25 protein-coding genes and 2 tRNA genes are annotated in these 22010 nt (G+C 40.9%); 17 read left to right on the top strand and 10 right to left on the bottom strand.

From position 1 onward, the window contains the following. The first annotated feature begins 37 nt into the window (after window positions 1-37). The 3 genes from QOL23_RS04555 to pyrF are packed head-to-tail and all read left to right on the top strand — an operon-like array spanning window position 38 to window position 3245. A complete protein-coding gene (locus QOL23_RS04555) occupies window positions 38-1255 on the top strand; it encodes an aminotransferase class I/II-fold pyridoxal phosphate-dependent enzyme (RefSeq protein ID WP_283400408.1) in 1218 nt (405 codons plus the stop codon). A gap of 9 nt (window positions 1256-1264) precedes the next feature. Continuing rightward, entirely contained in the window at window positions 1265-2548 is a 1284-nt protein-coding gene (locus QOL23_RS04550) for a homoserine dehydrogenase (protein ID WP_283400407.1), read from the top strand. Continuing rightward, window positions 2541-3245: an orotidine-5'-phosphate decarboxylase gene (gene pyrF, locus QOL23_RS04545; protein WP_283400406.1), complete on the top strand. Its 705-nt coding sequence runs from the start codon at window positions 2541-2543 to the stop codon at window positions 3243-3245. Before QOL23_RS04550 ends, pyrF begins: the two co-directional genes overlap by 8 nt. Here the strand turns inward: pyrF and QOL23_RS04540 are convergent. From QOL23_RS04540 to efp, 7 genes are all read right to left on the bottom strand, one after another. After that, window positions 3237-3878 carry a phosphoribosyltransferase gene (locus QOL23_RS04540; protein ID WP_283400405.1) on the bottom strand — a complete coding sequence of 214 codons (642 nt, stop codon included), beginning with the start codon at window positions 3876-3878 and terminating at the stop codon, window positions 3237-3239. The two genes, pyrF and QOL23_RS04540, sit on opposite strands and share 9 nt — an antisense overlap. 13 nt (window positions 3879-3891) lie before the next feature. After that, complete coding sequence (gene nfo / locus QOL23_RS04535) at window positions 3892-4740, bottom strand: deoxyribonuclease IV (RefSeq protein WP_283400404.1); 849 nt, start codon at window positions 4738-4740, stop codon at window positions 3892-3894. A 1-nt stretch (window position 4741) separates the two neighbouring features. Next, complete coding sequence (locus tag QOL23_RS04530) at window positions 4742-5236, bottom strand: RNA chaperone Hfq (RefSeq protein WP_283400403.1); 495 nt, start codon at window positions 5234-5236, stop codon at window positions 4742-4744. Window positions 5237-5240: 4 nt separating this feature from the next. Continuing rightward, complete coding sequence (locus tag QOL23_RS04525) at window positions 5241-5738, bottom strand: RNA chaperone Hfq (protein WP_283400402.1); 498 nt, start codon at window positions 5736-5738, stop codon at window positions 5241-5243. A gap of 63 nt (window positions 5739-5801) precedes the next feature. After that, entirely contained in the window at window positions 5802-7154 is a 1353-nt protein-coding gene (gene accC, locus QOL23_RS04520) for an acetyl-CoA carboxylase biotin carboxylase subunit (protein WP_283400401.1), read from the bottom strand. A 4-nt stretch (window positions 7155-7158) separates the two neighbouring features. Further along, window positions 7159-7620 (bottom strand): acetyl-CoA carboxylase biotin carboxyl carrier protein, encoded by a 462-nt coding sequence (accB, locus tag QOL23_RS04515; RefSeq protein ID WP_283400400.1) that lies wholly within the window; start codon window positions 7618-7620, stop codon window positions 7159-7161. A 15-nt stretch (window positions 7621-7635) separates the two neighbouring features. Then, window positions 7636-8208, bottom strand: coding sequence for an elongation factor P (gene efp / locus QOL23_RS04510; protein WP_283400399.1), 573 nt, complete (start codon window positions 8206-8208; stop codon window positions 7636-7638). Between the two features lie 85 nt (window positions 8209-8293). Between efp and QOL23_RS04505 the strand changes: the two genes are divergently transcribed. The 7 genes from QOL23_RS04505 to QOL23_RS04475 are packed head-to-tail and all read left to right on the top strand — an operon-like array spanning window position 8294 to window position 13087. Then, window positions 8294-9190: a fibronectin type III domain-containing protein gene (locus tag QOL23_RS04505; protein WP_283400398.1), complete on the top strand. Its 897-nt coding sequence runs from the start codon at window positions 8294-8296 to the stop codon at window positions 9188-9190. Beyond that, the gene (gene purE, locus QOL23_RS04500; RefSeq protein ID WP_283400397.1) at window positions 9187-9654 is read left to right on the top strand and encodes a 5-(carboxyamino)imidazole ribonucleotide mutase; all 468 of its coding nucleotides are present in this window, start codon (window positions 9187-9189) and stop codon (window positions 9652-9654) included. The genes QOL23_RS04505 and purE overlap by 4 nt, the downstream gene beginning before the upstream one ends. A 1-nt stretch (window position 9655) precedes the next feature. Continuing rightward, entirely contained in the window at window positions 9656-10561 is a 906-nt protein-coding gene (locus tag QOL23_RS04495; protein ID WP_283400396.1) for a damage-control phosphatase ARMT1 family protein, read from the top strand. Then, window positions 10539-11135: an L-threonylcarbamoyladenylate synthase gene (locus QOL23_RS04490; RefSeq protein WP_283400395.1), complete on the top strand. Its 597-nt coding sequence runs from the start codon at window positions 10539-10541 to the stop codon at window positions 11133-11135. Before QOL23_RS04495 ends, QOL23_RS04490 begins: the two co-directional genes overlap by 23 nt. Before the next feature lie 8 nt (window positions 11136-11143). Further along, a complete protein-coding gene (fmt, locus tag QOL23_RS04485; protein WP_345782578.1) occupies window positions 11144-12067 on the top strand; it encodes a methionyl-tRNA formyltransferase in 924 nt (307 codons plus the stop codon). A 42-nt stretch (window positions 12068-12109) separates the two neighbouring features. Beyond that, window positions 12110-12538, top strand: coding sequence for a Fur family transcriptional regulator (locus tag QOL23_RS04480; RefSeq protein WP_283400393.1), 429 nt, complete (start codon window positions 12110-12112; stop codon window positions 12536-12538). Window positions 12539-12592: 54 nt separating this feature from the next. Then, window positions 12593-13087 carry a DUF2062 domain-containing protein gene (locus QOL23_RS04475; protein WP_283400392.1) on the top strand — a complete coding sequence of 165 codons (495 nt, stop codon included), beginning with the start codon at window positions 12593-12595 and terminating at the stop codon, window positions 13085-13087. Here QOL23_RS04475 and QOL23_RS04470 read toward each other — a convergent pair. Together QOL23_RS04470 and QOL23_RS04465 are read right to left on the bottom strand one after the other, a co-directional pair. Next, window positions 13084-13875, bottom strand: coding sequence for a RecB family exonuclease (locus QOL23_RS04470; protein WP_283400391.1), 792 nt, complete (start codon window positions 13873-13875; stop codon window positions 13084-13086). The two genes, QOL23_RS04475 and QOL23_RS04470, sit on opposite strands and share 4 nt — an antisense overlap. Then, window positions 13872-15587 carry a proline--tRNA ligase gene (locus tag QOL23_RS04465; protein WP_283400390.1) on the bottom strand — a complete coding sequence of 572 codons (1716 nt, stop codon included), beginning with the start codon at window positions 15585-15587 and terminating at the stop codon, window positions 13872-13874. The genes QOL23_RS04470 and QOL23_RS04465 overlap by 4 nt, the downstream gene beginning before the upstream one ends. 73 nt (window positions 15588-15660) lie before the next feature. Between QOL23_RS04465 and QOL23_RS04460 the strand changes: the two genes are divergently transcribed. The 7 genes from QOL23_RS04460 (at window position 15661) to QOL23_RS04430 (ending at window position 19359) form a co-directional block, all read left to right on the top strand. Next, window positions 15661-16116, top strand: coding sequence for a gamma-glutamylcyclotransferase family protein (locus QOL23_RS04460; protein WP_283400389.1), 456 nt, complete (start codon window positions 15661-15663; stop codon window positions 16114-16116). Window positions 16117-16164: 48 nt separating this feature from the next. Beyond that, window positions 16165-16241 (top strand) — tRNA-Arg (locus QOL23_RS04455). Between the two features lie 26 nt (window positions 16242-16267). Continuing rightward, window positions 16268-16714, top strand: coding sequence for a nucleoside deaminase (locus QOL23_RS04450; protein ID WP_283400388.1), 447 nt, complete (start codon window positions 16268-16270; stop codon window positions 16712-16714). 4 nt (window positions 16715-16718) lie between these two features. Then, window positions 16719-16812: transfer RNA gene (locus tag QOL23_RS04445), tRNA-Ser, on the top strand. 22 nt (window positions 16813-16834) lie between these two features. Next, window positions 16835-17863 (top strand): recombinase RecA, encoded by a 1029-nt coding sequence (recA, locus tag QOL23_RS04440; RefSeq protein WP_283400387.1) that lies wholly within the window; start codon window positions 16835-16837, stop codon window positions 17861-17863. Next, entirely contained in the window at window positions 17850-18944 is a 1095-nt protein-coding gene (locus tag QOL23_RS04435) for a type IV pilus twitching motility protein PilT (RefSeq protein WP_283400386.1), read from the top strand. The genes recA and QOL23_RS04435 overlap by 14 nt, the downstream gene beginning before the upstream one ends. Next, window positions 18928-19359 (top strand): regulatory protein RecX, encoded by a 432-nt coding sequence (locus QOL23_RS04430; RefSeq protein ID WP_283400385.1) that lies wholly within the window; start codon window positions 18928-18930, stop codon window positions 19357-19359. Before QOL23_RS04435 ends, QOL23_RS04430 begins: the two co-directional genes overlap by 17 nt. Here QOL23_RS04430 and alaS read toward each other — a convergent pair. After that, entirely contained in the window at window positions 19337-21985 is a 2649-nt protein-coding gene (alaS, locus tag QOL23_RS04425) for an alanine--tRNA ligase (protein ID WP_283400384.1), read from the bottom strand. The two genes, QOL23_RS04430 and alaS, sit on opposite strands and share 23 nt — an antisense overlap. Between the last annotated feature and the right edge of the window lie 25 nt (window positions 21986-22010).

Genomic DNA, 22010 nt, shown 5'->3' with positions numbered 1-22010 from the left:
AATAACACTTAATAATTTGATGCGTTGGAGATTTGAAATGTCCAAGTTCCAATTTGCAAGGATAGACAGGTTACCTCCCTACGTGTTTGCTGTAGTGAACGACCTGAAAACTAAGCTGCGCAGGGCAGGAGAAGATATCGTAGATTTGGGAATGGGGAATCCGGACTTACCTACGCCGCAGCACATAGTTGATAAACTTTGTGAGGCTGCACAGAACCCGAAAAACCATAGATATTCTCAAACGAAAGGGTTGTTTAAACTGAGGGAAGCATTAGCGCTCTGGTATAAAAGGAAGTATAACGTTGACCTTGACCCGGAAACAGAAATTATCACAACTATAGGTTCAAAGGAAGGTCTTGCTCACTTGGCTTTAACTTTGATTAATCCGGGTGACGTTGCAATAGTTCCTACTCCTGCGTATCCTATCCATCCGTATTCCATCATTATTGCAGGTGGAGATGTTAGAAGCGTTCCACTCTTAACAGAAGAGGGTTTTGATGAAGAGGCGTTCTTTGAATCCATAATCAAAGCCTACAAAGAGAGCTGGCCCCGACCAAAAGTTCTTATTCTCAACTTTCCACACAACCCTACTACTGCCTGCGTTTCGCTTAATTTTTTTGAGAGGGTGGTGGATTTTGCAAAGGATAACAGCCTTATAGTGATTCAAGATATAGCTTATGCAGAGATAGCCTTTGATGGATACGTCCCACCGAGTATTTTACAGGTCAAAGGGGCTAAAGACGTTGCTGTTGAGTTTTATTCCCTTTCTAAAACTTACTCAATGGCTGGCTGGAGGGTTGGATTTGCTTCTGGCAATAAAGAGATTATTCACGCTTTGTACAGGATGAAGAGTTATCTTGATTACGGAATGTTCCAGCCTATTCAGATAGCGGCAATAATAGCTTTAAAGGGTGACCAATCTTGCGTTGAGGAGTACAGGCAGATTTATCAAAAGAGGCGCGACGTCTTAGTTGAAGGTTTAAATCGTATCGGCTGGCACGTAGAGAAACCAAAATCTACCATGTTTGTTTGGGCGAAAATCCCCGAAAAATTCCAATCTATGGGTTCACTTGAATTTGCCAAAATGCTCCTTTTAGACGGGAAAGTTGCCGTTTCTCCAGGAGTTGGTTTTGGCGAATACGGAGATAAATACGTCAGATTTGCCCTGGTAGAAAACGAACTGAGGATAAAACAGGCAGTAAGGGGCATAAAGAGGGCTTTTGAAAAATACGGTCTAAGGAATATAAGCGTTTAAGAGGTGCTTATGCGTGTAGGAATTGTAGGTTGCGGAACTGTTGGTAGTGGCGTTGTCAAGTTGCTTTTACAGAACAGTAGTTTGATAGAAAGGCGAACCGGTGAAAAGATAGAAATAGCCTTCGTTGCCGATAAAAATCCCGAAAAAGTGAAATCTTTAGGCGTTCCTGTAGATAGAGTTTACGATGACGGTTTTGAAGCTTTAAAAAGCGTTGATTGCGACGTTATCGTAGAGCTTATAGGAGGAACTACGGTAGCGAGAGACCTGATAATTGAAGCCTTAAAAATGGAAAAACACGTTGTTACAGCGAACAAAGCTCTTCTTGCCGACTACGGTAAAGACCTGTTTATGCTGGCAAGGGAAAGCGGTGTTTCTTTAAAGTTTGAAGCAAGCGTTGGGGGAGGTATCCCCGTTATAAAAGCTTTGAGAGAAGGGCTTGTTGGCAACAGAATTAAAGGAATTTACGGAATCATAAACGGAACTGCCAACTACATTTTGACGATGATGACAGAAAAGAAAGTTGATTTCTACACTGCGTTAAAAGAGGCGCAGGAGTTAGGATATGCAGAAGCAGACCCAACGCTTGACGTTGAAGGTTACGATGCAGCCCACAAGATTGCCATTCTCTCAAGTCTCGCTTATTGCAGGTGGGTAAAAACGGAGAACGTTTACCTGAGAGGAATAAGAGAAATTACCCCTCTTGATATTGAACTCGCAATGGATTTTGGCTACAGAATCAAGCTTTTAGCCATATCAAAGCTTGAAGAAAACGGTATGGAAGTAAGGGTTCACCCCACGATGATACCTGAAAACCATATACTGGCAAGTGTTAACGGCGTATTTAATGCTTGTTTGGTTGATGGGGATTTTGTGGGAGAGACCCTTTACTACGGTAAAGGTGCAGGAGAAAAACCTACAGCGAGCGCTGTTGTTTCAGACATTGTTGATTTGGCTTTGGGCAACTTCTACGACGTTCCTGAATGTTTGTTTGAAAAGAGTGAAGTAAAGATAAAAGAACCAGATGAGTTCGTTTCCAGCTTTTACCTGCGCTTTACTGCCCTTGATAAACCGGGCGTTCTTGCAAGTATTTCAAAGATATTGGCAAAGTTTGGTATAAGCATAAAGATGGCTCTACAGAAAAGCGTTACAGTAGAAGGAGGAGTTCCGGTCGTTATGACCACCCACCCTGCGAAAAAGAGAGATGTTCAGAAGGCAATAGAGGAGATAGATAAATTAGACGTTATTCTAAAGCCCACTTTCGTTTGTATGATAGAGGAGTTTACTAATGAGTAAAGTCATTGTTGCTCTTGATTTTGATTCTGAAGAGAAAGCAATAGGTCTTGTTAAGGAAATAATAGGAGAAGTTAGTTACTTTAAGGTGGGTCTTGAGCTATTTTCAAGGTGTGGAGTTTCCATTGTTAAAAAGATTTCCGATTTAGGTGGAAGAGTTTTCTTGGATTTAAAGTATCATGATATTCCTAACACTGTTAAATCGGCGGCTAAAGTTGCTGTTGAATCTGGCGCGTTTATGTATAACGTTCACGCTTTCGGAGGGTTTAACTTACTTAAAGAAGTTGCAGAGTTTAACAGAGAGTATGCTGAGAGTTTGGGTATTGAGAAGCCTTTACTCATAGCTGTAACAGTTCTTACAAGCATGGGAGAGGAAGATTTAAAAAGCATAGGTATACACGATAGCGTGGAAAATACAGTGTTGCGCCTTGCAGAACTCGCTAAAAAAGCTGGTTTTGATGGAGTTGTCTGTTCCGCCAAAGAGGTTAAGAGAATAAAAGAGAGATTAGGAGAAGATTTTATTACGGTTACGCCGGGTATTAGACCTTTATGGGCTTCAAAGGATGACCAAAAAAGAGTGGTTACTCCTAAACTAGCAGTTCAGTTAAGCGTTGACTATATGGTTATCGGAAGACCTATTACCAGAGCTGAGAATCCATTGGAAGCTATTAAGAAAATAAAGTCAGAAATTTCAGGATAAAGCTTCTATAACTTCTTCATCAGAGGTTTGAGAAAAATCGTAGTAGAATTGCCCTACAGCGTTAAAGTATTCCGGCGTGTGGAGGGCTATTAGGTCGTCAACCAACTCTTGAAATTCCGAAACTTTATCTGCAGGCATTACAGGAACGGCTAATATAATTCTATTTGGATTTTGCCTTTTTAGAGAGAGAATTGCTGCCTTTACGGTCAATCCTGTAGCTATTCCATCATCAACTAAGATAACATCTCTGTTGGTTATAGGGATTTCTCTCCCCTGAAGGTAAAGCCTTTTCCGCCTTTCTATCTCTTTCAATTCTTCCTTTGCCTTTCTTTCTATGTACTCTCTGGTGATTCCCATCCTATAAGCTATATCTTGGGTTATTGATGGATTCATCAAAATATAACCATCTTCCGTTACTGCTCCTATTGCAAATTCTTCGTTAAAAGGTGCTCCAATCTTTCTCGGTATTACAAGGGTTATAGGGGCGCTTAAGGCTTCTGCAATCGGTTTTGCGACTATGACGCCTCCTCTTGGAATTGCAACGACAACGGGGTCTTTTAGCGTGCCGTTGTATTTACGCAGTATAGCTTCTGCTAAAAGTTCTCCAGCTTCCCTTCTATCTCGGAAAATCATGATAAGTCTTCCATTAAGGTTGTTCTACTAATGAATATAGTAGTTTTATCTCCTCTGCCCAGATTGAAGGGTCTATCGTTTCAAGAATAAGGGGAATATTGTCAAGGCGCGGGTCGTTCATAATTAATCGGAAAGCCTCTAAACCGATGTTTCCTTTTCCTATAGAATGATGCCTATCTATTCGGCTACCCAATGTTGATTTTGCATCGTTTAGATGCATACCTTTCAAATATTCAAATCCTACTATTGAATCAAATTCTTCCATTGTTTTTAAATATGCTGTTTCTGTTCTGATATCATAGCCTGCAGCGAACAGGTGACAGGTATCAAGGCATACGCCTATTCTTGTTTTATCTTCCACTAACTCTATGAGTTTTGCTATATGTTCAAACCTATATCCTACGTTTGACCCCTGCCCTGCCGTATTTTCAATTACTAAAATTACTTCCTCTGTTCTTTCTATTGTTTCATTCAAGGATTCTGCTATTACTTTTAAGCACTCTTCTTCTGTCATCTGACGCAGGTGGCTTCCCGGGTGAAAATTTAGGTACTTTAATCCTAACTGATGACATCTCTTTACTTCGTCAATGAAGGCTTCTATTGATTTGCGTCTCTTTTCTTTTTCGGGGTGTCCTAAGTTAATTAAATAGCTGTCGTGGGGTAGAACGTGGTCAACGTTAATTTTTGCTTTTTTAAGATTATCCTTAAATGCTTTTATATCGTTTTCTGCCAGTGGTTTGGCATTCCACCTTCTTTGGTTCTTTGTAAAGAGTGCGAAAGCTTTAGCTTTTATGTTTATTGCGTTAAGAGGGGCGTTGAATATACCTCCAGAGGTACTTACGTGGGCTCCTACGAACTTCATGCTACTCCTTGTAGAGTATGGTGGATACAGAGTGTTTATATACTAAGATATTCCCCATATAGTTTCTAACTCTTAAACAAAATCTATCAAAGCCTTTGAGTTTACCTTCTACTCGGCTTCCATTCCTGAAATAGATGATGACCCTTTTACCTACCGCTTTTCTTAATTCTCTACTCTGTACGCCCCCCATGTAAGAACAGGCTATCAGTTTAAATCCTTCCTGCGTTTTCTCTTCTATCTCTTTTGTTTGTTTTTCGTTGAGAAGGGGAGGTAGAACAGGTATGTAGGAAGCTGGCTTTATTATCAGTTCCTCTTCAATTTCTTCATAAACGATATCACCTGATGACTTCATAAGTTGTAGGAGGGGTATGATGTTTTCAGGTTTTACTGAGAGGCGTTCTGCTAATTCTTTTATTGTACCTCTGAATTCTCCTTCTTCTTCTAACAGCTCTATTAACTCTATTTGGGCGTCTTCTAAGGTTTTATACTTTTTCATCTTTTTACTCGTAGAGTATTGTTGCTATAGCGTGTTTATAAACTAAGGATTTCCCCTTTGGAGCTGTCATTGATAGAGTGAAGTTGTCAAAGTCAAGGAGTTTACCTTCTAATCTCGTTCCACTTATCAAGAATACCGTTATCTCTTTGCCTAACAGTGAAGTTAAAACTTGGTCTTGAAGAGAAACCTTTTTTTTCTTCCTTTCTTCTCTTTCTTTTAGTAGTTCTTCTTCCGATTTTTCTTCTTTAATTGGTTCTAACTGCGGTTCTTTTTGAGAGTCCTCTTTTTCTGTTTTTAGTGTAAGCACAAGACCTTTTCCTCTTTTTGTTTCAACATTTATTAAACCTTCTTCTTCTAACTCGCTAATAGCTTTTTTGGTTAAATAAGATGTTGAGTTTGCTAAATTTGCCAATTCTTCTAAGGTTCCGCAGTATTCACCGAATTCGGAAAGGTATTCTTTTATCCAGATTTTTACTTTTTCAGATTTTGACTGGGAAGCCATTTTTTCCTCCAAAAAAATTAAAAAGTGAAAACAGTTTGCTTTTTTAAAATGTTAGCTTTTAAATTAAGAAAGTTTCATCTTTGGTAATATTTTATTTTCCAGTATCTTCGTGTCAAGGTTTCCTTTCACGAAATCTTCATCCTCTATTAGCTTTAAGTGAAACGGTATTGTTGTTTTAAGCTTACCTTCTATTATAAACTCTTCTAATGCTCTTTTTCCTCTTTTTATGGCTTCTTCTCTTGTTTCTCCCCAGACTATAAGTTTTGCCAGTAAAGAATCGTAGTACTGCGGAACGGCATAACCTTCATATATATGAGTGTCAATTCTTACTCCGAAACCTCCAGGGAGTAGGAGTTTCTCTATTTTTCCTGGAGCAGGACGGAAATCTTTCAAGTAATCTTCACAAGTTATTCTGAATTCTATCGCATGACCGTTTAAGGAAGGAGACTCTGTTGGAAGTTTCTCTCCTGCCGCAGAAAGTAGCTGTAGCTTTATAAGGTCTTTTCCGGTTACCATTTCTGTTACTGGGTGTTCTACTTGAATTCTTGTATTCATTTCAATGAAGTAAAAGTTTTTGTCCTTGTCAACTAAGAATTCAATTGTTCCTGCACCTTCATAGTTTATCAATTTGGCTATTTTTGTTGCAGCCTCTGATAGTTTTTCTCTCAGGTCTGGGTCAACAAATGGAGAAGGAGCTTCTTCAACTACTTTCTGGTGTCTTCTCTGAAGTGAACATTCCCTCTCTCCAAACGTTACTACGTTACCGTGAGAGTCTGCAACTATTTGAATCTCTATGTGGCGGGGATTTTGGACGTACTTTTCTATATAAACTTCTCCATTGCCAAAGGCTGCTTCTGCCTCAGCCATTGCGGTAACTATGAGAGATTCAGCTTCCTCTTTTGATTCTATAAGTCTCATTCCTCTTCCGCCACCGCCGTGGGCAGCTTTAACTAAAACGGGATAGCCTATCTCTTCGCATACCTTTAATGCTTCCTGAACGTTCTTTACAATACCACTACCGGGAACGACAGGGACGCCAGCTTTTATAGCTATTTCTCTGGCTTTTGCTTTATCTCCCATTAAGACCATAGTTTCTGGAGAAGGACCTACGAACTTCATTCCACAAGCGGTACATATCTCTGCAAATCCTGGGTTTTCCGAAAGGAAGCCGTAGCCCGGATGTATGGCGTCTGCACCTGTAATTTCTGCTGCAGAGATAATCGCCGGTATGTTGAGGTAACTCTCTTGGGGAGGAGCATCACCTATACAAACGGCTTCGTCTGCTAAGAACACGTGTAAAGAGTCTTTGTCTGCTTTTGAATAGACGGCAACAGTTTTTATTCCTAACTCTTTACACGTTCTTATTATTCTTACGGCTATTTCACCTCTATTTGCGATTAATAGCTTTCCGAACATTAACCTATACCTGTTCTATGTAAAATAGTGGTTGTCCGTACTCTACAGGCTGCCCGTTTTCCACCAAGATTTTTCTAACGATACCGGAAACTTCCGATTCTATTTCATTCATAACTTTGAGAGCTTCAATGATACATAAAACTTGACCTTTTTCAACTCTGTCACCTTCTTTTACAAAAGGTTCCGCTCCTGGTGCTGGTGCTCTATAGAAAGTTCCTACCATAGGAGATTCCACAACGTAGTAGTTTTCCGGTATCTCTTTCTCCTCACGATGTTCAGTTGCTTCAGGTTGCGAAGATGTAGAAGAAGGGGTTGTAGGTGAAACGTTGGCAGAAGGAGCTGTAACTGCAGGAGGTGATTTAACGAATTTGGCTTTCAGTTTAAAGTCTTCAGTTTCTATTTCAATCTCTTCTAAAGAGGTCTTTTCCAACTCCTTTAGTAACTCTCTGAGTTTTTCTAACTCCAAAGTGTCCTCCAGAATTTATTTAACGTTTACCCTTTCTATATACTCTCCCGTTTCAGGGTTTACCCTAACGAAGTCACCTGGATTAATAAACATAGGTACTTGGATTACTGCACCCGTTTCTAACGTTGCAGGCTTTGTTACGTTAGAAACAGTATCCCCCTTAAATCCAGGTTCTGTATCGGTTACTTGAAGAACGATGCTTTTGGGAAGTTTAACAGAGATAGCTTCTCCTTTGTAGAACTGTACCATTACGGTTGTGTTTTCTTTTAAGAACTTTGCCTTTTCACCCAAAGATGCAGCAGGAACACCTGTTTGTTCATAGGTTCTATTATCCATAAAGTAGTAGAATTCACCGTCGTTATAGAGGTATTCCATCTCTCTTTCTTCAAAATCAGCCAACTCTAACTTTTCGCCTACTTTGTAAGTCTTTTCAACTACGTTTCCTGTTTTTAGGTTTTTTAGCTTGATTCTTGCAAAGGCTTGTCCCTTACCAGGTTTCACGTGTTGATAGTCCACTATTTCAAAAGGTTGTCCGTCTATTTCCAGTTTCATTCCTTTGGAAATTTGGTTTACATCTATGGATGCCAACTTGAACCTCCTGTAAAGAGTTTTACTTGCGAATTATACCTTTTTTGTTTGATAAAATCCCTTAAGTTTTTGTTGGGAGGTGTAGTTGAAAAAGGTTCTTTTCCTTTCGTTACTTCCTTTGCTGTTTTCTTTTACTATGTGTGGTAATAGAGGAGCGCCACTACCACCTTACACTAAAATCCCCGCCACCCCCTCCATCACCACAATTCAACAACACTACAAAAAAGTTGTAATTGCATGGAACCCTGTTACCACTTACAGAGATGGTAGGAAGCTCCCTTTACCATCTAAGGTTTCTTATGTCGTCATCGTTAACTTTGGTAAGAAAAAAGTAAAAACGGAGAAAACTTATTACTCCGAAGCTATTAAACGTTTCAACACCAAGATGTGTTACTCCGTTGTATCTGTTTATGAAGGAAGAAAAAGTGAACCTGCAAACCCTGTGTGCATTTTAGTAAAGAAACCGATAGCAGAAGTACCCGTTGTAGAAAACGCCACAGCAGGCGACGGTTTTGTGTCGTTTACATTTTCTCCTTCTCGCTATTCAATAGAAATTTTCAGAAATGCACAACCACCCTACCTTAAGCCTTTGAAAGTTTTACCTCCTCAAACTACCTCCTTTACTGATAAAGGTTTAAAAAACGGGAAAACCTACCTATACAAATTCCGCTATGCAGAAGGCGTTTATAAGGGAAAACTCTCTCGCACCTACAAATTAACCCCTGCTGACAAAATCCCCCCCCTCCCTCCAAAAAATCCCCTCCTCATCCTCTCCCCCAAAGGTTGCACTTTAGTATGGGAGCCCTCCCCATCCAAAGATGTAGTCTCTTATAAAATAGTGGCGGACACTGGCAACTTTACACTTTCCAAAGATGCAATATACTTTCAATTCAAAAGTTGTCCTAAAAAGGTTGGTATAGAAGCTGTAGATAAGGCAGGAAACGTATCCAAATTGGTAGTTCCTCGGGAGGTTTTAAAATGAAGAAGGTAGCAGTTATTATGGGAAGTAAGTCAGATATGCCAGTTATGGAAGCCTGCACAAAAGTTTTAGAGGAGTTTGGAGTTCCTTACGATGTAAAAGTGCTGTCAGCTCACAGAACGATAGATGAAGTTATCGCTTTCTGTGAAAAAGCAGAAGAGAAGTACGACGTAATTATTGCTGCTGCCGGCTACGCTGCTCATTTAGGCGGAGTAATTGCAGCCAAAACGGTTCTTCCCGTTATAGGCGTTCCCCTTGACGCTTCTCCGTTAAAAGGAATTGATTCACTGCTGTCAATCGTTCAAATGCCAGGGGGAATTCCCGTCGCAACGGTGACAATAGGTAAAGCAGGCGCTAAAAATGCCGCAGTTTTGGCTGTTGAGATAATGGCTATAAAGTATCCGGAACTCAAAGAAAAGTTGAAGAAGTACAGAGAAGAGATGAAGAAAAAGGTTCTTGAGGGCTAATATGAAAGTCTATCCAGATTGTTTACCTTGCTTTTTAAAGCAGATACTTAACGTTTCAAAGATAGCAGGGCTTTCAAAAGAGAAAACAATCTCCATTTTAAAAGAATCCTGTGCCTTTTTAGGTAAAAACCTGAAGGAAAACGCTTCTCCCGGTCATAACGCAACGTTGCTCCATAGGTTATTTAAGGAAAGAACACAGATAGATGACCCTTATAAAACTTTGAAAGACAAGTATAACGACATAGCATTAAGGCTTGAACCTTTTCTGATGAAAGAGATATACGAACCAGCAGAAGACAAATTAGCTACAGCGATTAAGTTGGCAGCCTTAGGTAACGTTATAGATTTTGGAATTCCCCGGCAATTTGACTTGAATGAGGAGATAAAGAATTTCTTTAAAACGCCCTTTGCCTACTTTGATATGGCTATATTTGAAAGGTTTTTAGTTTCGGGGAAAACCGTTCTTTACGTTGCCGACAACGCCGGAGAGATAGTTTTTGACAAGTTTCTTCTGAGAGAGCTTAAAGAGAGAGGATTAAAGGTTGTTTTAGCTGTCAGAGGAGGTCCAATTCTCAACGATGCAACCGTAGAAGATGCTCTTAAAACTGGAGCTGCAGAGATAGCAGATGAGCTGATTACTACCGGTAGAGATTTTATAGGCGTTGATTTTGAGTTTGTGTCAGATGAGTTTAAAGAATACTGGCAAAAGGCTTTCTTTGTAGTCTCAAAAGGTCAGGCAAACTTTGAAACGTTAGACGGAATAAGAGATGCAGATATATTCTTCATACTTAAAGCCAAATGTCCGCCAGTTGCTAAAGAACTTAACTGCAACCTTAATGAGCTGGTTTTCCTCTACAACAAGCACCTTTTAGAGATGAAAGAAAATGAAAGTAATCAAGAAGGATAACTGCGTTTCTGAAGTTATCCACCACTTGAAAGAGGGAAAAATCGTTTGTTTTCCTACAGATACCATTTATGGTCTTTTAGGTAATCCAATGCTGTCCGATACGCTAAAAAAGGTCTACGAGATTAAGGGTCGCGATAAAGATAAACCGCTTATTCTCCTCTTCGGTTCAATTGAGCAGATGGAGAACTTAGGAGTAGAGGTAAAGCAGAAAGAGGTTTTTTCTTCCCTGTGGCCCGCTCCTCTTACCGTTGTTTTTCCCTTGAGAGATGAGAGTCCTTTGAGAAAAGTACTTAATAGAGACGACGTTGCTGTAAGGATTCCTGACGATGCAGTATTACTTCAAATCTTAGAAGAGGTATATCCTCTTTTCGCTCCCAGTGCCAATCCTCAAGGTTTAACTCCCGCCAGGAACTGTCAAGAATGTATCGGATATTTTGGAAATAGCCTTTCACTTTGCGTTGAGGGAAAATGTGGGAATCAACCTTCTACGTTAATTAAATTTACATCGGATAGATGGGAAGTTCTCAGGGAAGGTAGTTTTCCCCTCTCAAAATTGAAGGAGGCTTTAGGTTGAAAGAGAAGATGGTTTTTATGGGAACCCCAGATTTTGCAGTTCCTTCGTTGAAAGCTCTAATAGATAAGGGTTTTAACGTCTCCTTAGTGGTTACACAGCCCGATAAACCGGCAGGTAGAGGAAAGAAATTAACTCCGCCGCCGGTAAAAGTAGTAGCTGAGAAAAACGGAATTCCTGTTGTCCAGCCAGAAAAAATAAAGAATAACGAAGAGTTTAAAAAGTTGCTTGAAGATATCTCTCCCGATTTAATAGTTGTTGTAGCGTACGGTAAGATATTGCCTTCCTGGTTGCTTAATCTACCCCGTTACGGGTGTATAAACCTTCACGCTTCCCTTTTACCAGAATATAGAGGTGCTTCACCAATTCAGTCGGCTTTGCTTGATGGAAAAGAAAAGACCGGCGTTACTGTGATGAAGATTTCGGAAGAGTTAGATGCCGGAGACATTCTTTCACAAAGAGTTGTTCCCATAGAAAAGAACGACAATGCAGAAACTCTGCACGATAAGTTAGCAAAAGTCGGAGCAGAACTTTTAGTAGAAACAATTCCCCTGTATATAAAAGGTGAAATTAAACCTACTGCGCAGGAACATTCAAAGGCTACCTATTGTACCCGTATAACTAAGGAAATGGGAAAGATAGACTGGAATGAACCTGCAGAAAAGATTTTTAACAAGGTAAGAGCTTTTACTCCCTGGCCCTCTGCCTACACCACCTTTAACGGAAAGAGGCTTAAAATAATTCAGGCGGAACCTGTTGATTGTAGTTTTAGTGCTTCGCCGGGAACAGTTGTAAAAGCAGATAAAGAACTAATTGTTTCTACGGGAAAGGGTTGTCTAAAAATTCTCCGTCTCAAACCTGAAGGTAGAAAAGAAATTTCTGCTGAAGAGTTTCTGAGAGGGTATCCTATTAAAACTGGCGATAAATTAAAATAGGCATACTATTACAATAGACATCAATTTGCAAAAGGAGTTGAAATGGAGGAAAGAATTTTATCCTTCAGAGAAAAGGCAAGGAAAGCAGGCTTGAAGCTAACTCCTCAAAGGCTTGCTGTCTATAAGGAACTTATATCCCGCACAGACCATCCAGGTGCTGAAGAGCTTTACGAGAGTTTAAAAGAAAAGATAGAAGGGATTTCTCTTACTACCATATATAGAACTCTTGCAAGTCTTGAAAGAGCAGGACTTGTAATAAGAGTTCCTACGTTAAGAGATAAAGTTAGGTACGATGCAAGAACTGAGCCCCATAGCCATTTTGTCTGTCTTGAGTGCGGGCGAGTTTACGATATGGATTGCGATTTTAAAGAGAATTTAAAGCTATCAGAAATACCTGAAGGTTTTGAAGTAAAAAGTTGTTCTTTAGTTTGTTACGGTATATGTAAGGAATGTAATAGTTCTAATAAGTAAAACTTATTTATGCTATTTGCGTTAGTTTCTTATTTTTAGTATATTAAATTCGCTATGAAGGGAAAATTAAAGAAAGCCTTTTCTTTTAGGTTTTACCTTAAGAAGCTGCTTGAGCTGAAGGACAGACCTGATGAAACCGCTAAGGGTCTGGCTTTAGGTGTTTTTATCGGCTTTCTGCCGGTAAATGGTTTTCAGGTTCTCATAGCGGTAACAATAGCGGCTTTTACCAGAGTTAGTAAGATAGCTGCTGCTATAGGAACTCACGTAACAAATCCGTGGACAACAATTCCTGTTCTAATCATAGATTATTACGTTGGATGTTTCCTTTTAGGTAAATCCCCTCATCTTCCCCACATAGACTTTTCCTCTTTCGGTGCAATTCTCTCTGCTGGAAAAGAGATAATAGTTCCCATGTTTGTAGGTGGAGCATTTCTTGGAGCAATATTCTCCGTGCTTTCTTACTTTGGTATGAAGAAGTTGCTGCAGAAAGAAGTTGCAGCAGTTAAAAATTACGTTAAATCCAAACAGAAGCAGCCTGTTGCTGATTAAGTTGAAGCAGCAGGACATATATGCCTGTAATCACACCACTTGCAGTTAGTTTCGCAAGCAGAGGGGATTAGGTCAGAAAAGGTTTTTTCCAACAACTCATCTTCTAACGTTTCTATTATTGGGAGCAGCCTCGCTTTGAATCCCAAAAGGTCAGTTCTTGTAAAGATAAATCGGTTTACCGTTCCGTATCTAACGTTGTGAACTTCTAATGCAAACCTTTCAAATTCAGGAAACCTTGCACTTGCTAAAAGGGCATACCAACGTAGTTGCGTCTTTATCCTGTTGTCAAATTCTCTGTTTCTATTTGTTTTATGGTCAACTATATAGAGGGTATTGTCTTTAGAGAAGACGAAGTCTAATTTTCCCCTTAAAAAAACCGATGAATCGGAAAAATCCTCCACCACCCTCAACTCCCTATCAACTGCCAACTCCAGCTCAGCAACGGATATCTTGCTCTTCCCAGCCCTTTTAAGTTGACCGTTAACAAACTTGATGATATTCGGGAAGAACTCTGTAATCTTTTTCTCTTCAACAGAAGGTTCTTCTTTCTTAAAAAGAGCAGTAAAGTAGTAAAGTAAGTCTTTGTTTAAAGGTTTTTCCCTTTTAAACGCCGTTTTCAGCGCGTTTTCTAAAACAAAGTGAACGCCGCTTCCTATCAGTAGAAAATCAGCCTTTTCTAAAGGTTCAACCTTTTCAACGTATCGCCAGTAAAACTCGTATTGACACTTTTTCGCCTTTTGAACTTTTGAAAAAGACCACGGGCGCAAATGCTCTAACTCTATTTTCATCTAACCTGAAGCTCCCGTAGAGTTTCTAACGCTCTTTCAATTGCCTCCTCTACCGGAACTTCTATCTTTTCTCCCGTTTTTCTTACCTTTACTTCTACCTTACCTTCTGAAATTTTCTTGCCTACAATAACTTGAATAGGAATTCCTATAAGGTCTGCGTCTTTAAACTTAAATCCAGGTCTTGCGTTTCTATCGTCTATTAGAACGTCCAATCCTTTACTCTTTAGTTCTTCGTAAATCTTTTCTGCAGTCTCTCTTATTTCGTCGTTCTTTACGTTAACAGGAATAACGATTATTTCAAACGGAGCAATTTCCGGCGTCCATACAATTCCGTTCTCATCGTAGTTCTGTTCAACAGCAGCAGCCATTACCCTCGTTACGCCTATCCCGTAGCATCCCATAACTATCGGCTTTTCTTCGCCGTTTTCATCTACGAACGTGGCGTTCATCGCTTCGCTGTACTTCGTTCCCAATTTAAAGATGTGTCCTACCTCTATGCCTCTTTTTTCGGTTAGAGGATTCCCGCACTTTGGACACGGCTCTCCGCCTTTCACCTCTGCTACGTCAACAAACGCTTCTACTTTAAAATCTCTTTCCCAGTTTACGTTTTTCAGGTGGTAATCCTTTTCTCCTGCTCCTGCTACAAAGTTCACCATCGGAATTACTGAGTAATCGGCGTAAACCGGTATAGACAGGTTTATCGGAGATAAGAAACCTTTAGGTTGTCCGGTAAACTTTTCAATCTCTTCGTCCGTTGCAAGTCTTATCTCTTTTGCTTTGAAGACGTTTTTCAGCTTTGTTTCTTCTACGTCTTTGTCGCCCCTTATCGCTACTGCAACAGGTTTGCCGTCAACTATGTAAACTAACAGCTTGAGTATGCTATCTTGGGGGACGTTGAGGAACTCAGATACCTCTTCAATTCTTCTTACATTTGGAGTGGATACTTTTTCAATTTCTCTGAACAGACTTTCTCTGTTTTCTGGTATTTGTGGTTTTACCGCTTCAGCCTTTTCTGTGCTTGCGGCGTAACCACACTTTTCGCAGAACACCAACTTTCCTTCGCCTGTATCTGCGATAACCATAAATTCGTGAGAGAAGCTACCGCCAATCTCTCCGGTGTCAGCTTCAACCGCCTTGAACTGAAGTCCCATTCTGCTGAAAATTCTGGAGTACGTTTCGTACATGTTCCAGTATTCTCTTTCTGCGTCCTCGTCTGAAGCGTGGAAGGAGTAAGCGTCCTTCATAATAAACTCTCTTGCCCTCATAAGACCAAATCGGGGGCGAATTTCGTCTCTGAACTTTCTTCCTATCTGGTATAGGTTAAGCGGTAAATCTTTGTACGATTTAACTTCTTTTCTGACTAAATCGGTTATCATCTCTTCTGCGGTAGGTCCTAAAGCGTAGTTTCTGCCGTGTCTGTCTTCAAACTTAATCATCTCTTTTCCGTAAGCGTCCCACCTTCCGCTTTCTATCCACAGTTCCGCTGGATGCATTATTGGAAGGATTACCTCTTGGGCGCCAGCTTTGTTCATCTCTTCTCTGATGATTCTTTCTATTTTAAGCAGAACTCTTACGCCCAAAGGGAGTATGTCGTAAAGTCCTGAAGCCTTTTTTCTTATGAAACCTGCTCTTATGAGTAATTTGTGGCTTGGTATTTCTGCGTCTGCTGGTGATTCTTTTAGAGTTGGTGCAAACAGTCTGGAAAATCTCATTGTAAGCCTCCAAATAGCTGTGAATGGTGGAATTTTACATTAAAATTTAAGTAAATCTTTAGGAGAGATGGATATGAAATACTACTTTGCTTACGGCTCAAATATGAACCCTGAGCGTATGAAGGATAGGGGGGCGGATTTTAAGAGTCTGAGGAGAGCTATACTTAAGGGCTATAAGCTTGTTTTTAATAAAAAAAGTAAACGTTATGGTGGTTGTGCCAATATAGAGCCTGACGAAAATGCCATAGTAGAAGGTGTTCTATATGAACTTAAAGAGCCTGAAATTGCCATAAAACGCTTGGATTTTTATGAAGGTTATCCTGAAAACTACGATAGGGTTAAAGTTACGGTAGAAACGGAAGATGGCGAGAAGATTAAAGCCTTCACTTACATAGCACAACCAAGATATATTGATAGTACGGTTAGACCTTCAAAGAGGTATTTAGCTCATCTTCTAAAAGCTTGTGAGTTGGGGTTGCTGTCTCCTCAGTATTGCGAGAAGATAAAAAGGTTAGAAGAAACTCTTTAGCGTAAGGTTGAAATAGTAAACTCGCAGGATAAATTTATAGTCTGCACTGCGCCCGTAGCTCAACTGGATAGAGCGTGGGACTACGGATCCCAAGGTTGCAGGTTCGACTCCTGCCGGGCGCGCCACTTTTAAACTTTTAAGAGACCTATTTATGAATCATCTCTTCTTCCTTAGAGAAGCCCTTAAAGAAGCAGAAAAGGCATTTTCTTTAGGTGAAGTTCCTATAGGTGCTGTCATCGTTAAAGATAACCAGATTATTTCTCGTGCTTTTAACAGAAAGGAATTTCTTCAAGACCCTACAGCTCACGCAGAAATCTTAGCTATAAGAGAAGCTGCTTTGAAGTTCAATTCTTGGAGGTTAAACGATTGTATCCTTTACACAACTGTTGAACCGTGTGTAATGTGCTGCGGTGCTATAATACAGGCAAGGTTAAAGACAGTAGTTTATGGAGTTCCAGATAAGAAATTTGGTGGGGTAGAGAGTCTGTATTCTATATTGGGAGACGAAAGGAATAACCATAGACCTGAAGTTATCAAAATAGAATTCCCTCCCGCAGAGGAATTATTAAAGAGATTTTTTAAAATACTAAGGAAATAATAGAGGAGAGGTGCCGGAGCCTGGCTTAACGGGCCCGACTCGAAATCGGGTGACCCCTTAACCGGGGTCCGCGGGTTCAAATCCCGCCCTCTCCGCCATAAATTCTTTTTGGGAGTAGATATGGAAAAAGGAAAAGAAAAAAAGCAGTTTTCCCCTGAAGAAGCCAGGGAGAAAGCTTTAAAAGAAGCACTAAAAATAATAAGGAAAGAGTACGGCGATGGTTCAATAATGTACCTTGGGGAAAGACCTGTTGAAAAAATCCCCACCATCTCCACCGGCTCCATCGCCATAGACCGAGCCACCGGCATAGGTGGTATTCCAAGAGGAAGAATTACCGAAATCTACGGTCCGGAATCTTCCGGTAAAACCACTTTAGCCCTTCACGTTATAGCCAATGCACAGAAAGAAGGCGGAACTGCCGCTTTCATAGATGCCGAGCACGCTTTAGACCCAGTTTACGCCAAAAAGCTTGGAATAAACCTTGACGAATTGCTCATTTCCCAGCCAGACAGCGGTGAGCAGGCGCTTGAAATAGCCGAAACCCTCATAAGGAGCGGAGCGGTTGACGTTATAGTCGTTGACTCCGTTGCTGCGCTCGTTCCAGAAGCAGAAATAAAAGGAGATATGGGCGACTCTCACGTTGGTCTTCAGGCAAGGCTGATGTCTCAAGCTTTGAGAAAACTTACCGCTGCCGTTAACAAAAGTAACTGCGCCTTGATTTTCATCAACCAGGTTAGAGAGAAAATAGGCGGAATGGGCTACGGTGCTAACGAAACCACCACAGGCGGTAGAGCTCTGAAATTCTATGCCTCTATGCGCGTAGAGGTAAGAAACATAGGTCAGATAAAGAAAGGCGACGAAAGGATAGGTCACAACGCGAAAGTGAAAATAGTTAAAAACAAGTTAGCTCCACCATTTAGAGAAGCAGTGGTTGAGATATACTACGGCGAAGGTATATCAAAAGAAGCTGACCTCATTAACTTGGGAGAAGAACTTGGAATTATTAAGAAGAGCGGTTCCTGGTATTCCTACGGTGATATGAGGTTAGGACAGGGTAAAGAGAACGCAAGGCAATTCCTTAAAGAAAATCCGGAAATAGCGAAAGAGATAGAAGAGAAGGTACTGGAGGCTATAAATGCCGGCGGTTGATTTAGATAAGCTTTTAACGCAAGCTTTTAAGCTTGGAGCTTCTGACGTTCACCTTAGGGTAAAAATCCCCCCTATGTTCAGAATTAACGGTAAGCTGGTTAAAACAGACTTACCTCCCCTTGAGATGAGCGACGTTTTAGCCTTTGTTAAAAAAGTCCTTCCTGAAGAAAAAAGGAAGGAGCTTCCGTACATAAAGAATATAGACTTAGCTTACAGTATCCCTGGCGTGTGTCGCTTCAGGGTTAACGTGTTCAAGCAAAGGGGAACGTTTGCAATTGTTATGAGAGCCATTCCTGCCAAAGTTCCGCAGATAGACGAACTTAACCTGCCGCCGGTGTTGAAAGAGATAGCCCTTTACCCGAGAGGATTGGTTTTGGTTACAGGAACTACCGGTTCTGGTAAGTCCACCACTTTGGCTGCGATGCTTGAAGAACTTAACAACAGGGATTCCCGCGTTGTGATAACGATAGAAGACCCAATTGAATACCTTCATAAAGATAAAAAGTGCATCTTTTACCAAAGAGAAATAGGGGACGATGCAGAAGACTTTTTTACAGCCTTGAGAGCAGCGCTCCGCGAAGACCCCGATGTAATATTGGTTGGTGAGATGAGAGACCCGGAAACCGTCAGAACTGCCCTTGATGCGGCAGAAACCGGTCACATGGTTTTCTCCACCCTTCACACCTTGGACGCAAAAGAAACGATAAACAGGATAATTTCCTTCTTCCCTCCTTACCACCAGCAGGCTATAAGATTTCAGCTTGCTTCTGTTTTGAAGGCGACCATATCCCAAAGGCTTCTGCCCAAAGCCGACGGCGTCGGTAGAGTGCCTGCCGTAGAGGTAATGATTGTTACAGAAGCTATAAGAGAAAGAATTATGAACCCTGAACTCACTGAAGAAATTCCAGAATTCATTGAAAAAGGAAGAGAAGTTTACGGCTCTCAAACCTTCGACCAGTCTCTCTACGACCTCTGGAAGAAAGGTCTTATCACGAAAGAGGATGCAATCAAGTATGCTACGCGTCCTGACGACCTGAAACTCAAGATGGAAGGTATATTTACAGGTGGACTTGACGTATAAAGAAGCGCTTGCCTACGCCTTAAAGCTTCTGGCGGGAAAGGATTACACCGTTTGTCAGATTGAAGGTAAACTCTCTAAAAGATTTCCTCCTGATGCTGTTGCGTTTGTTCTTGAATACCTATCTTCTAAAAACTTCTTGAACGACTACCGCTTTGCTCTAAACTACTTTCAGTCAAAAATGGAAAAAGGATGGGGGAGAAAGAAAATACGCTACCACCTAAAGCTAAAGGGAATTTCAGAGGAAATTATAAACGCCGTTGAAAACGATGTTGAATTTGATTACTCCTTTGTAGAAAAAGAAATTGACAGGAAGTATGACCTATCGGACAGGAAAGATAGGGAAAGGGCGGCGAGGTTCCTCTCTTCCAGAGGTTTCACCGCCGGTGAGATATTTAATCTTCTTGAGAGAAAATAGACTTAAACGCTTCAAAAGCCTTGTCTAAGTTCGTTAGATTTCTAACACCGCCTTGAGCCATATCCGGTCTTCCGCCGCCTTTACCGTCAAGGATTGGCGCTATCTGCCTTATTATCTCGCCGGCTTTAAACTTATTGGTTAGTTCCTTGCTTAAAGCTATCAGCAGCGTTGCTTTTCCGTCTTTGATACCAACTAACATTACCGCTGCCGGAAGTTTTGACTTATTCCTTACTACATCTGCAATTTCCATTAATTCTTTACCGCCAAATCCTTCCATCTTGGCAGTTATCACTTTAACGCCGTTTATCACGGGTGCGTTTTCCACTATTTCGTCAACTTGAGAGGTAGCCAACTTCTTTTTAATTCTCTCAACTTCTCTTTCTTTCTCTTTCAGTTCTTCTTTCAGCTTTTCTATCTTCTGAACTATCTGTTCTTCTGGCACTTCAAGTGTTGCTTTTACCTTTTCTAACGTATTCTCTTTTTCCGTTACCCAGTCAAAGGCTTCAAAACCCGTTAAAGCTTCTATTCTTCTTGTTCCCGAAGCGACGGAAGATTCTGAAGTAATCTTAAACAGCCCTATGTCTCCACTTCTCTTCACGTGAGTTCCACCGCACAGTTCAACACTGACTCCGCCAACGTCAACGACTCTAACGACATCTCCATACTTTTCGCCAAAGAGCGCTATTGCTCCCCTTTGGAGCGCTTCATCGTAAGGCATCTCTTCAACTTTAACTTCGTAGTTTTCAAGTATCCAGCGGTAAACCAGTCTTTCAACTTCTTTTAATTCCTCTTTTGTAGGTGCTTCAAAGTGAGTGAAGTCGAATCTCAGCCTATCTGGAAGAACTAAGGAACCTGCCTGTTTAACGTGGTTGCCCAATACTTCCCTTAACGCTTTGTGTAAAAGGTGAGTAGCCGTGTGCGCTCTTGCTATCGCCTTTCTCCTTTCTTCGTTTACTCTGGCGTCAACCGTCTCGCCCGGCTTTACTGTTCCCTTTAACACCTTTACCTTGTGGGCTATAAGTTTTTCTGTTAGGTATTGAGTATCTAATACTTCAGCTTTAAAGTTTGCTCCTTCAATAATTCCCGTATCTCCTACCTGTCCGCCCTTTTCTCCGTAAAACGGCGTTTTGTCTAAAACGATAAAACCTTCTTCGCCTTCTTTCAGCTCGCTTACCGGTTTTTCTTCCTTTATCAGCGCTGTTACTGTTGCTTTTGTGGATAAGGTGTCGTAGCCTACAAATTCCGTTGGCTTTTCCTCTGAAAGCTTTTGAATTTCCGGGTCAATAACCTTTTGAACGCCACCTTTCCAGGACTTTCTTGCCCTTTCTCTCTGTTCTTTTAAAAGTTTTTCAAAACCTTCTATGTCAACGTTTAGGTTTTCGTCATTTGCAACTTCCATTATCAGGTCAACGGGGAATCCGTAGGTGTCGTAAAGTCTAAAAACCTCTTCTCCTGGGATTGTCTTTTCGCCCTTTTCTTTAACGGATTCAACAACTTCTTGCAGCAGAAAAATCCCCTTCTCCAGCGTCTTTGAAAACCTCTCTTCCTCTTTAAGGGTAACTCTTTTAATGAAATCAAGGTTTTCTGAAACTTCCGGGTAAACGTCTCCCATAATTTCTGAAACTACATCAACGCCTTCAAATAGAAATGGCTTTTCTATTCCCAACAGCCTTCCGTGTCTTGAAGCTCTTCTGATAATTCTTCTTAAAACGTATCCCCTACCTTCGTTTGATGGAAGAACGCCGTCGGCAATCAAAAATGTCAGCGCTCTCAAGTGGTCTGCGATAACCCTCATAGAAACGTCTTTTTCTTCGCTCTTTCCGTAGGGGATTTTAGATAAGTCTGAAGCCCATTTAACCAGTGGAAAGAGCAGGTCAGTTTCGTAGTTTGAGGGAACGTTCTGAAGAACGGAAGCTATCCTTTCAAGCCCCATTCCCGTATCTATTGAAGGTTTTGCCAGCGGTGACAGGTTGCCCTTTTCGTCCCTTTCAAACTGCATAAAAACAAGGTTCCATATTTCAAGGTATCTGTCGCAGTCGCACTTACCGATGCCGCAGTTTTCGCCGCAGGCAAACTCTTCTCCCCTGTCAAAGTAAATTTCACTACACGGACCGCAGGGTCCTGTGTCGCCCATAGCCCAGAAGTTATCTTTTTCTCCCAATTTAAAGATTTTATTTTCCGGAATGCCTATGTGCTTGTTCCATATCTCAAATGCTTCATCGTCCTTTTCGTAAACGGAAACGTAGAGTCTTTCTTCAGGTAGTTTAAAGACTTTTGTTACCAGCTCCCAGGCAAACTCTATCGCTTCTTTCTTAAAGTAATCGCCGAAAGAAAAGTTCCCTAACATTTCAAAAAATGTGTGGTGTCTTCCCGTTTTACCGACGTTTTCAAGGTCGTTGTGCTTTCCGCCTGCTCTCATACACTTCTGGCAGGAAGTTGCCCTTTTAAACGGCGGAACCTCTTTCCCCAAAAAGTAGTCTTTAAACTGAACCATTCCCGCGTTTGTGAAAAGGAGCGTCGGGTCGTTGTGGGGAATGAGTGGGGAACTTTTTACGCGCGTGTGACCTTTATCTTCAAAAAACTTTAAAAAAGTTTCCCTTATCTCTTTGCCGCTTAACTTTTCCATAACTTCTCCAGCTTAAAGTTTGGTG

The sequence above is a fragment of the Desulfurobacterium pacificum genome (assembly GCF_900182835.1).
GTDB classification, from domain to species: domain Bacteria; phylum Aquificota; class Aquificia; order Desulfurobacteriales; family Desulfurobacteriaceae; genus Desulfurobacterium_B; species Desulfurobacterium_B pacificum.
Note: the sequence above shows the minus strand (reverse complement) of the source record. Positions and strands in the feature narration are given on the sequence as shown.

Excerpts from the sequence above, each read along its gene's own strand:
- QOL23_RS04550 (WP_283400407.1), top strand. The coding sequence starts at position 1,265 with ATGCGTGTAGGAATTGTAGGTTGCGGAACTGTTGGTAGTGGCGTTGTC.
- QOL23_RS04470 (WP_283400391.1), bottom strand. The coding sequence starts at position 13,875 with ATGAAAATAGAGTTAGAGCATTTGCGCCCGTGGTCTTTTTCAAAAGTT.
- fmt (WP_345782578.1), top strand. The coding sequence starts at position 11,144 with ATGGTTTTTATGGGAACCCCAGATTTTGCAGTTCCTTCGTTGAAAGCT.
- nfo (WP_283400404.1), bottom strand. The coding sequence starts at position 4,740 with ATGAAGTTCGTAGGAGCCCACGTAAGTACCTCTGGAGGTATATTCAAC.
- QOL23_RS04480 (WP_283400393.1), top strand. The coding sequence starts at position 12,110 with ATGGAGGAAAGAATTTTATCCTTCAGAGAAAAGGCAAGGAAAGCAGGC.
- recA (WP_283400387.1), top strand. The coding sequence starts at position 16,835 with ATGGAAAAAGGAAAAGAAAAAAAGCAGTTTTCCCCTGAAGAAGCCAGG.
- QOL23_RS04465 (WP_283400390.1), bottom strand. The coding sequence starts at position 15,587 with ATGAGATTTTCCAGACTGTTTGCACCAACTCTAAAAGAATCACCAGCA.
- alaS (WP_283400384.1), bottom strand. The coding sequence starts at position 21,985 with ATGGAAAAGTTAAGCGGCAAAGAGATAAGGGAAACTTTTTTAAAGTTT.
- accC (WP_283400401.1), bottom strand. The coding sequence starts at position 7,154 with ATGTTCGGAAAGCTATTAATCGCAAATAGAGGTGAAATAGCCGTAAGA.
- QOL23_RS04540 (WP_283400405.1), bottom strand. The coding sequence starts at position 3,878 with ATGATTTTCCGAGATAGAAGGGAAGCTGGAGAACTTTTAGCAGAAGCT.
- QOL23_RS04495 (WP_283400396.1), top strand. The coding sequence starts at position 9,656 with ATGAAAGTCTATCCAGATTGTTTACCTTGCTTTTTAAAGCAGATACTT.
- QOL23_RS04460 (WP_283400389.1), top strand. The coding sequence starts at position 15,661 with ATGAAATACTACTTTGCTTACGGCTCAAATATGAACCCTGAGCGTATG.
- QOL23_RS04525 (WP_283400402.1), bottom strand. The coding sequence starts at position 5,738 with ATGGCTTCCCAGTCAAAATCTGAAAAAGTAAAAATCTGGATAAAAGAA.
- QOL23_RS04475 (WP_283400392.1), top strand. The coding sequence starts at position 12,593 with ATGAAGGGAAAATTAAAGAAAGCCTTTTCTTTTAGGTTTTACCTTAAG.
- QOL23_RS04490 (WP_283400395.1), top strand. The coding sequence starts at position 10,539 with ATGAAAGTAATCAAGAAGGATAACTGCGTTTCTGAAGTTATCCACCAC.
- QOL23_RS04435 (WP_283400386.1), top strand. The coding sequence starts at position 17,850 with ATGCCGGCGGTTGATTTAGATAAGCTTTTAACGCAAGCTTTTAAGCTT.
- pyrF (WP_283400406.1), top strand. The coding sequence starts at position 2,541 with ATGAGTAAAGTCATTGTTGCTCTTGATTTTGATTCTGAAGAGAAAGCA.
- QOL23_RS04450 (WP_283400388.1), top strand. The coding sequence starts at position 16,268 with ATGAATCATCTCTTCTTCCTTAGAGAAGCCCTTAAAGAAGCAGAAAAG.
- purE (WP_283400397.1), top strand. The coding sequence starts at position 9,187 with ATGAAGAAGGTAGCAGTTATTATGGGAAGTAAGTCAGATATGCCAGTT.
- QOL23_RS04530 (WP_283400403.1), bottom strand. The coding sequence starts at position 5,236 with ATGAAAAAGTATAAAACCTTAGAAGACGCCCAAATAGAGTTAATAGAG.
- QOL23_RS04555 (WP_283400408.1), top strand. The coding sequence starts at position 38 with ATGTCCAAGTTCCAATTTGCAAGGATAGACAGGTTACCTCCCTACGTG.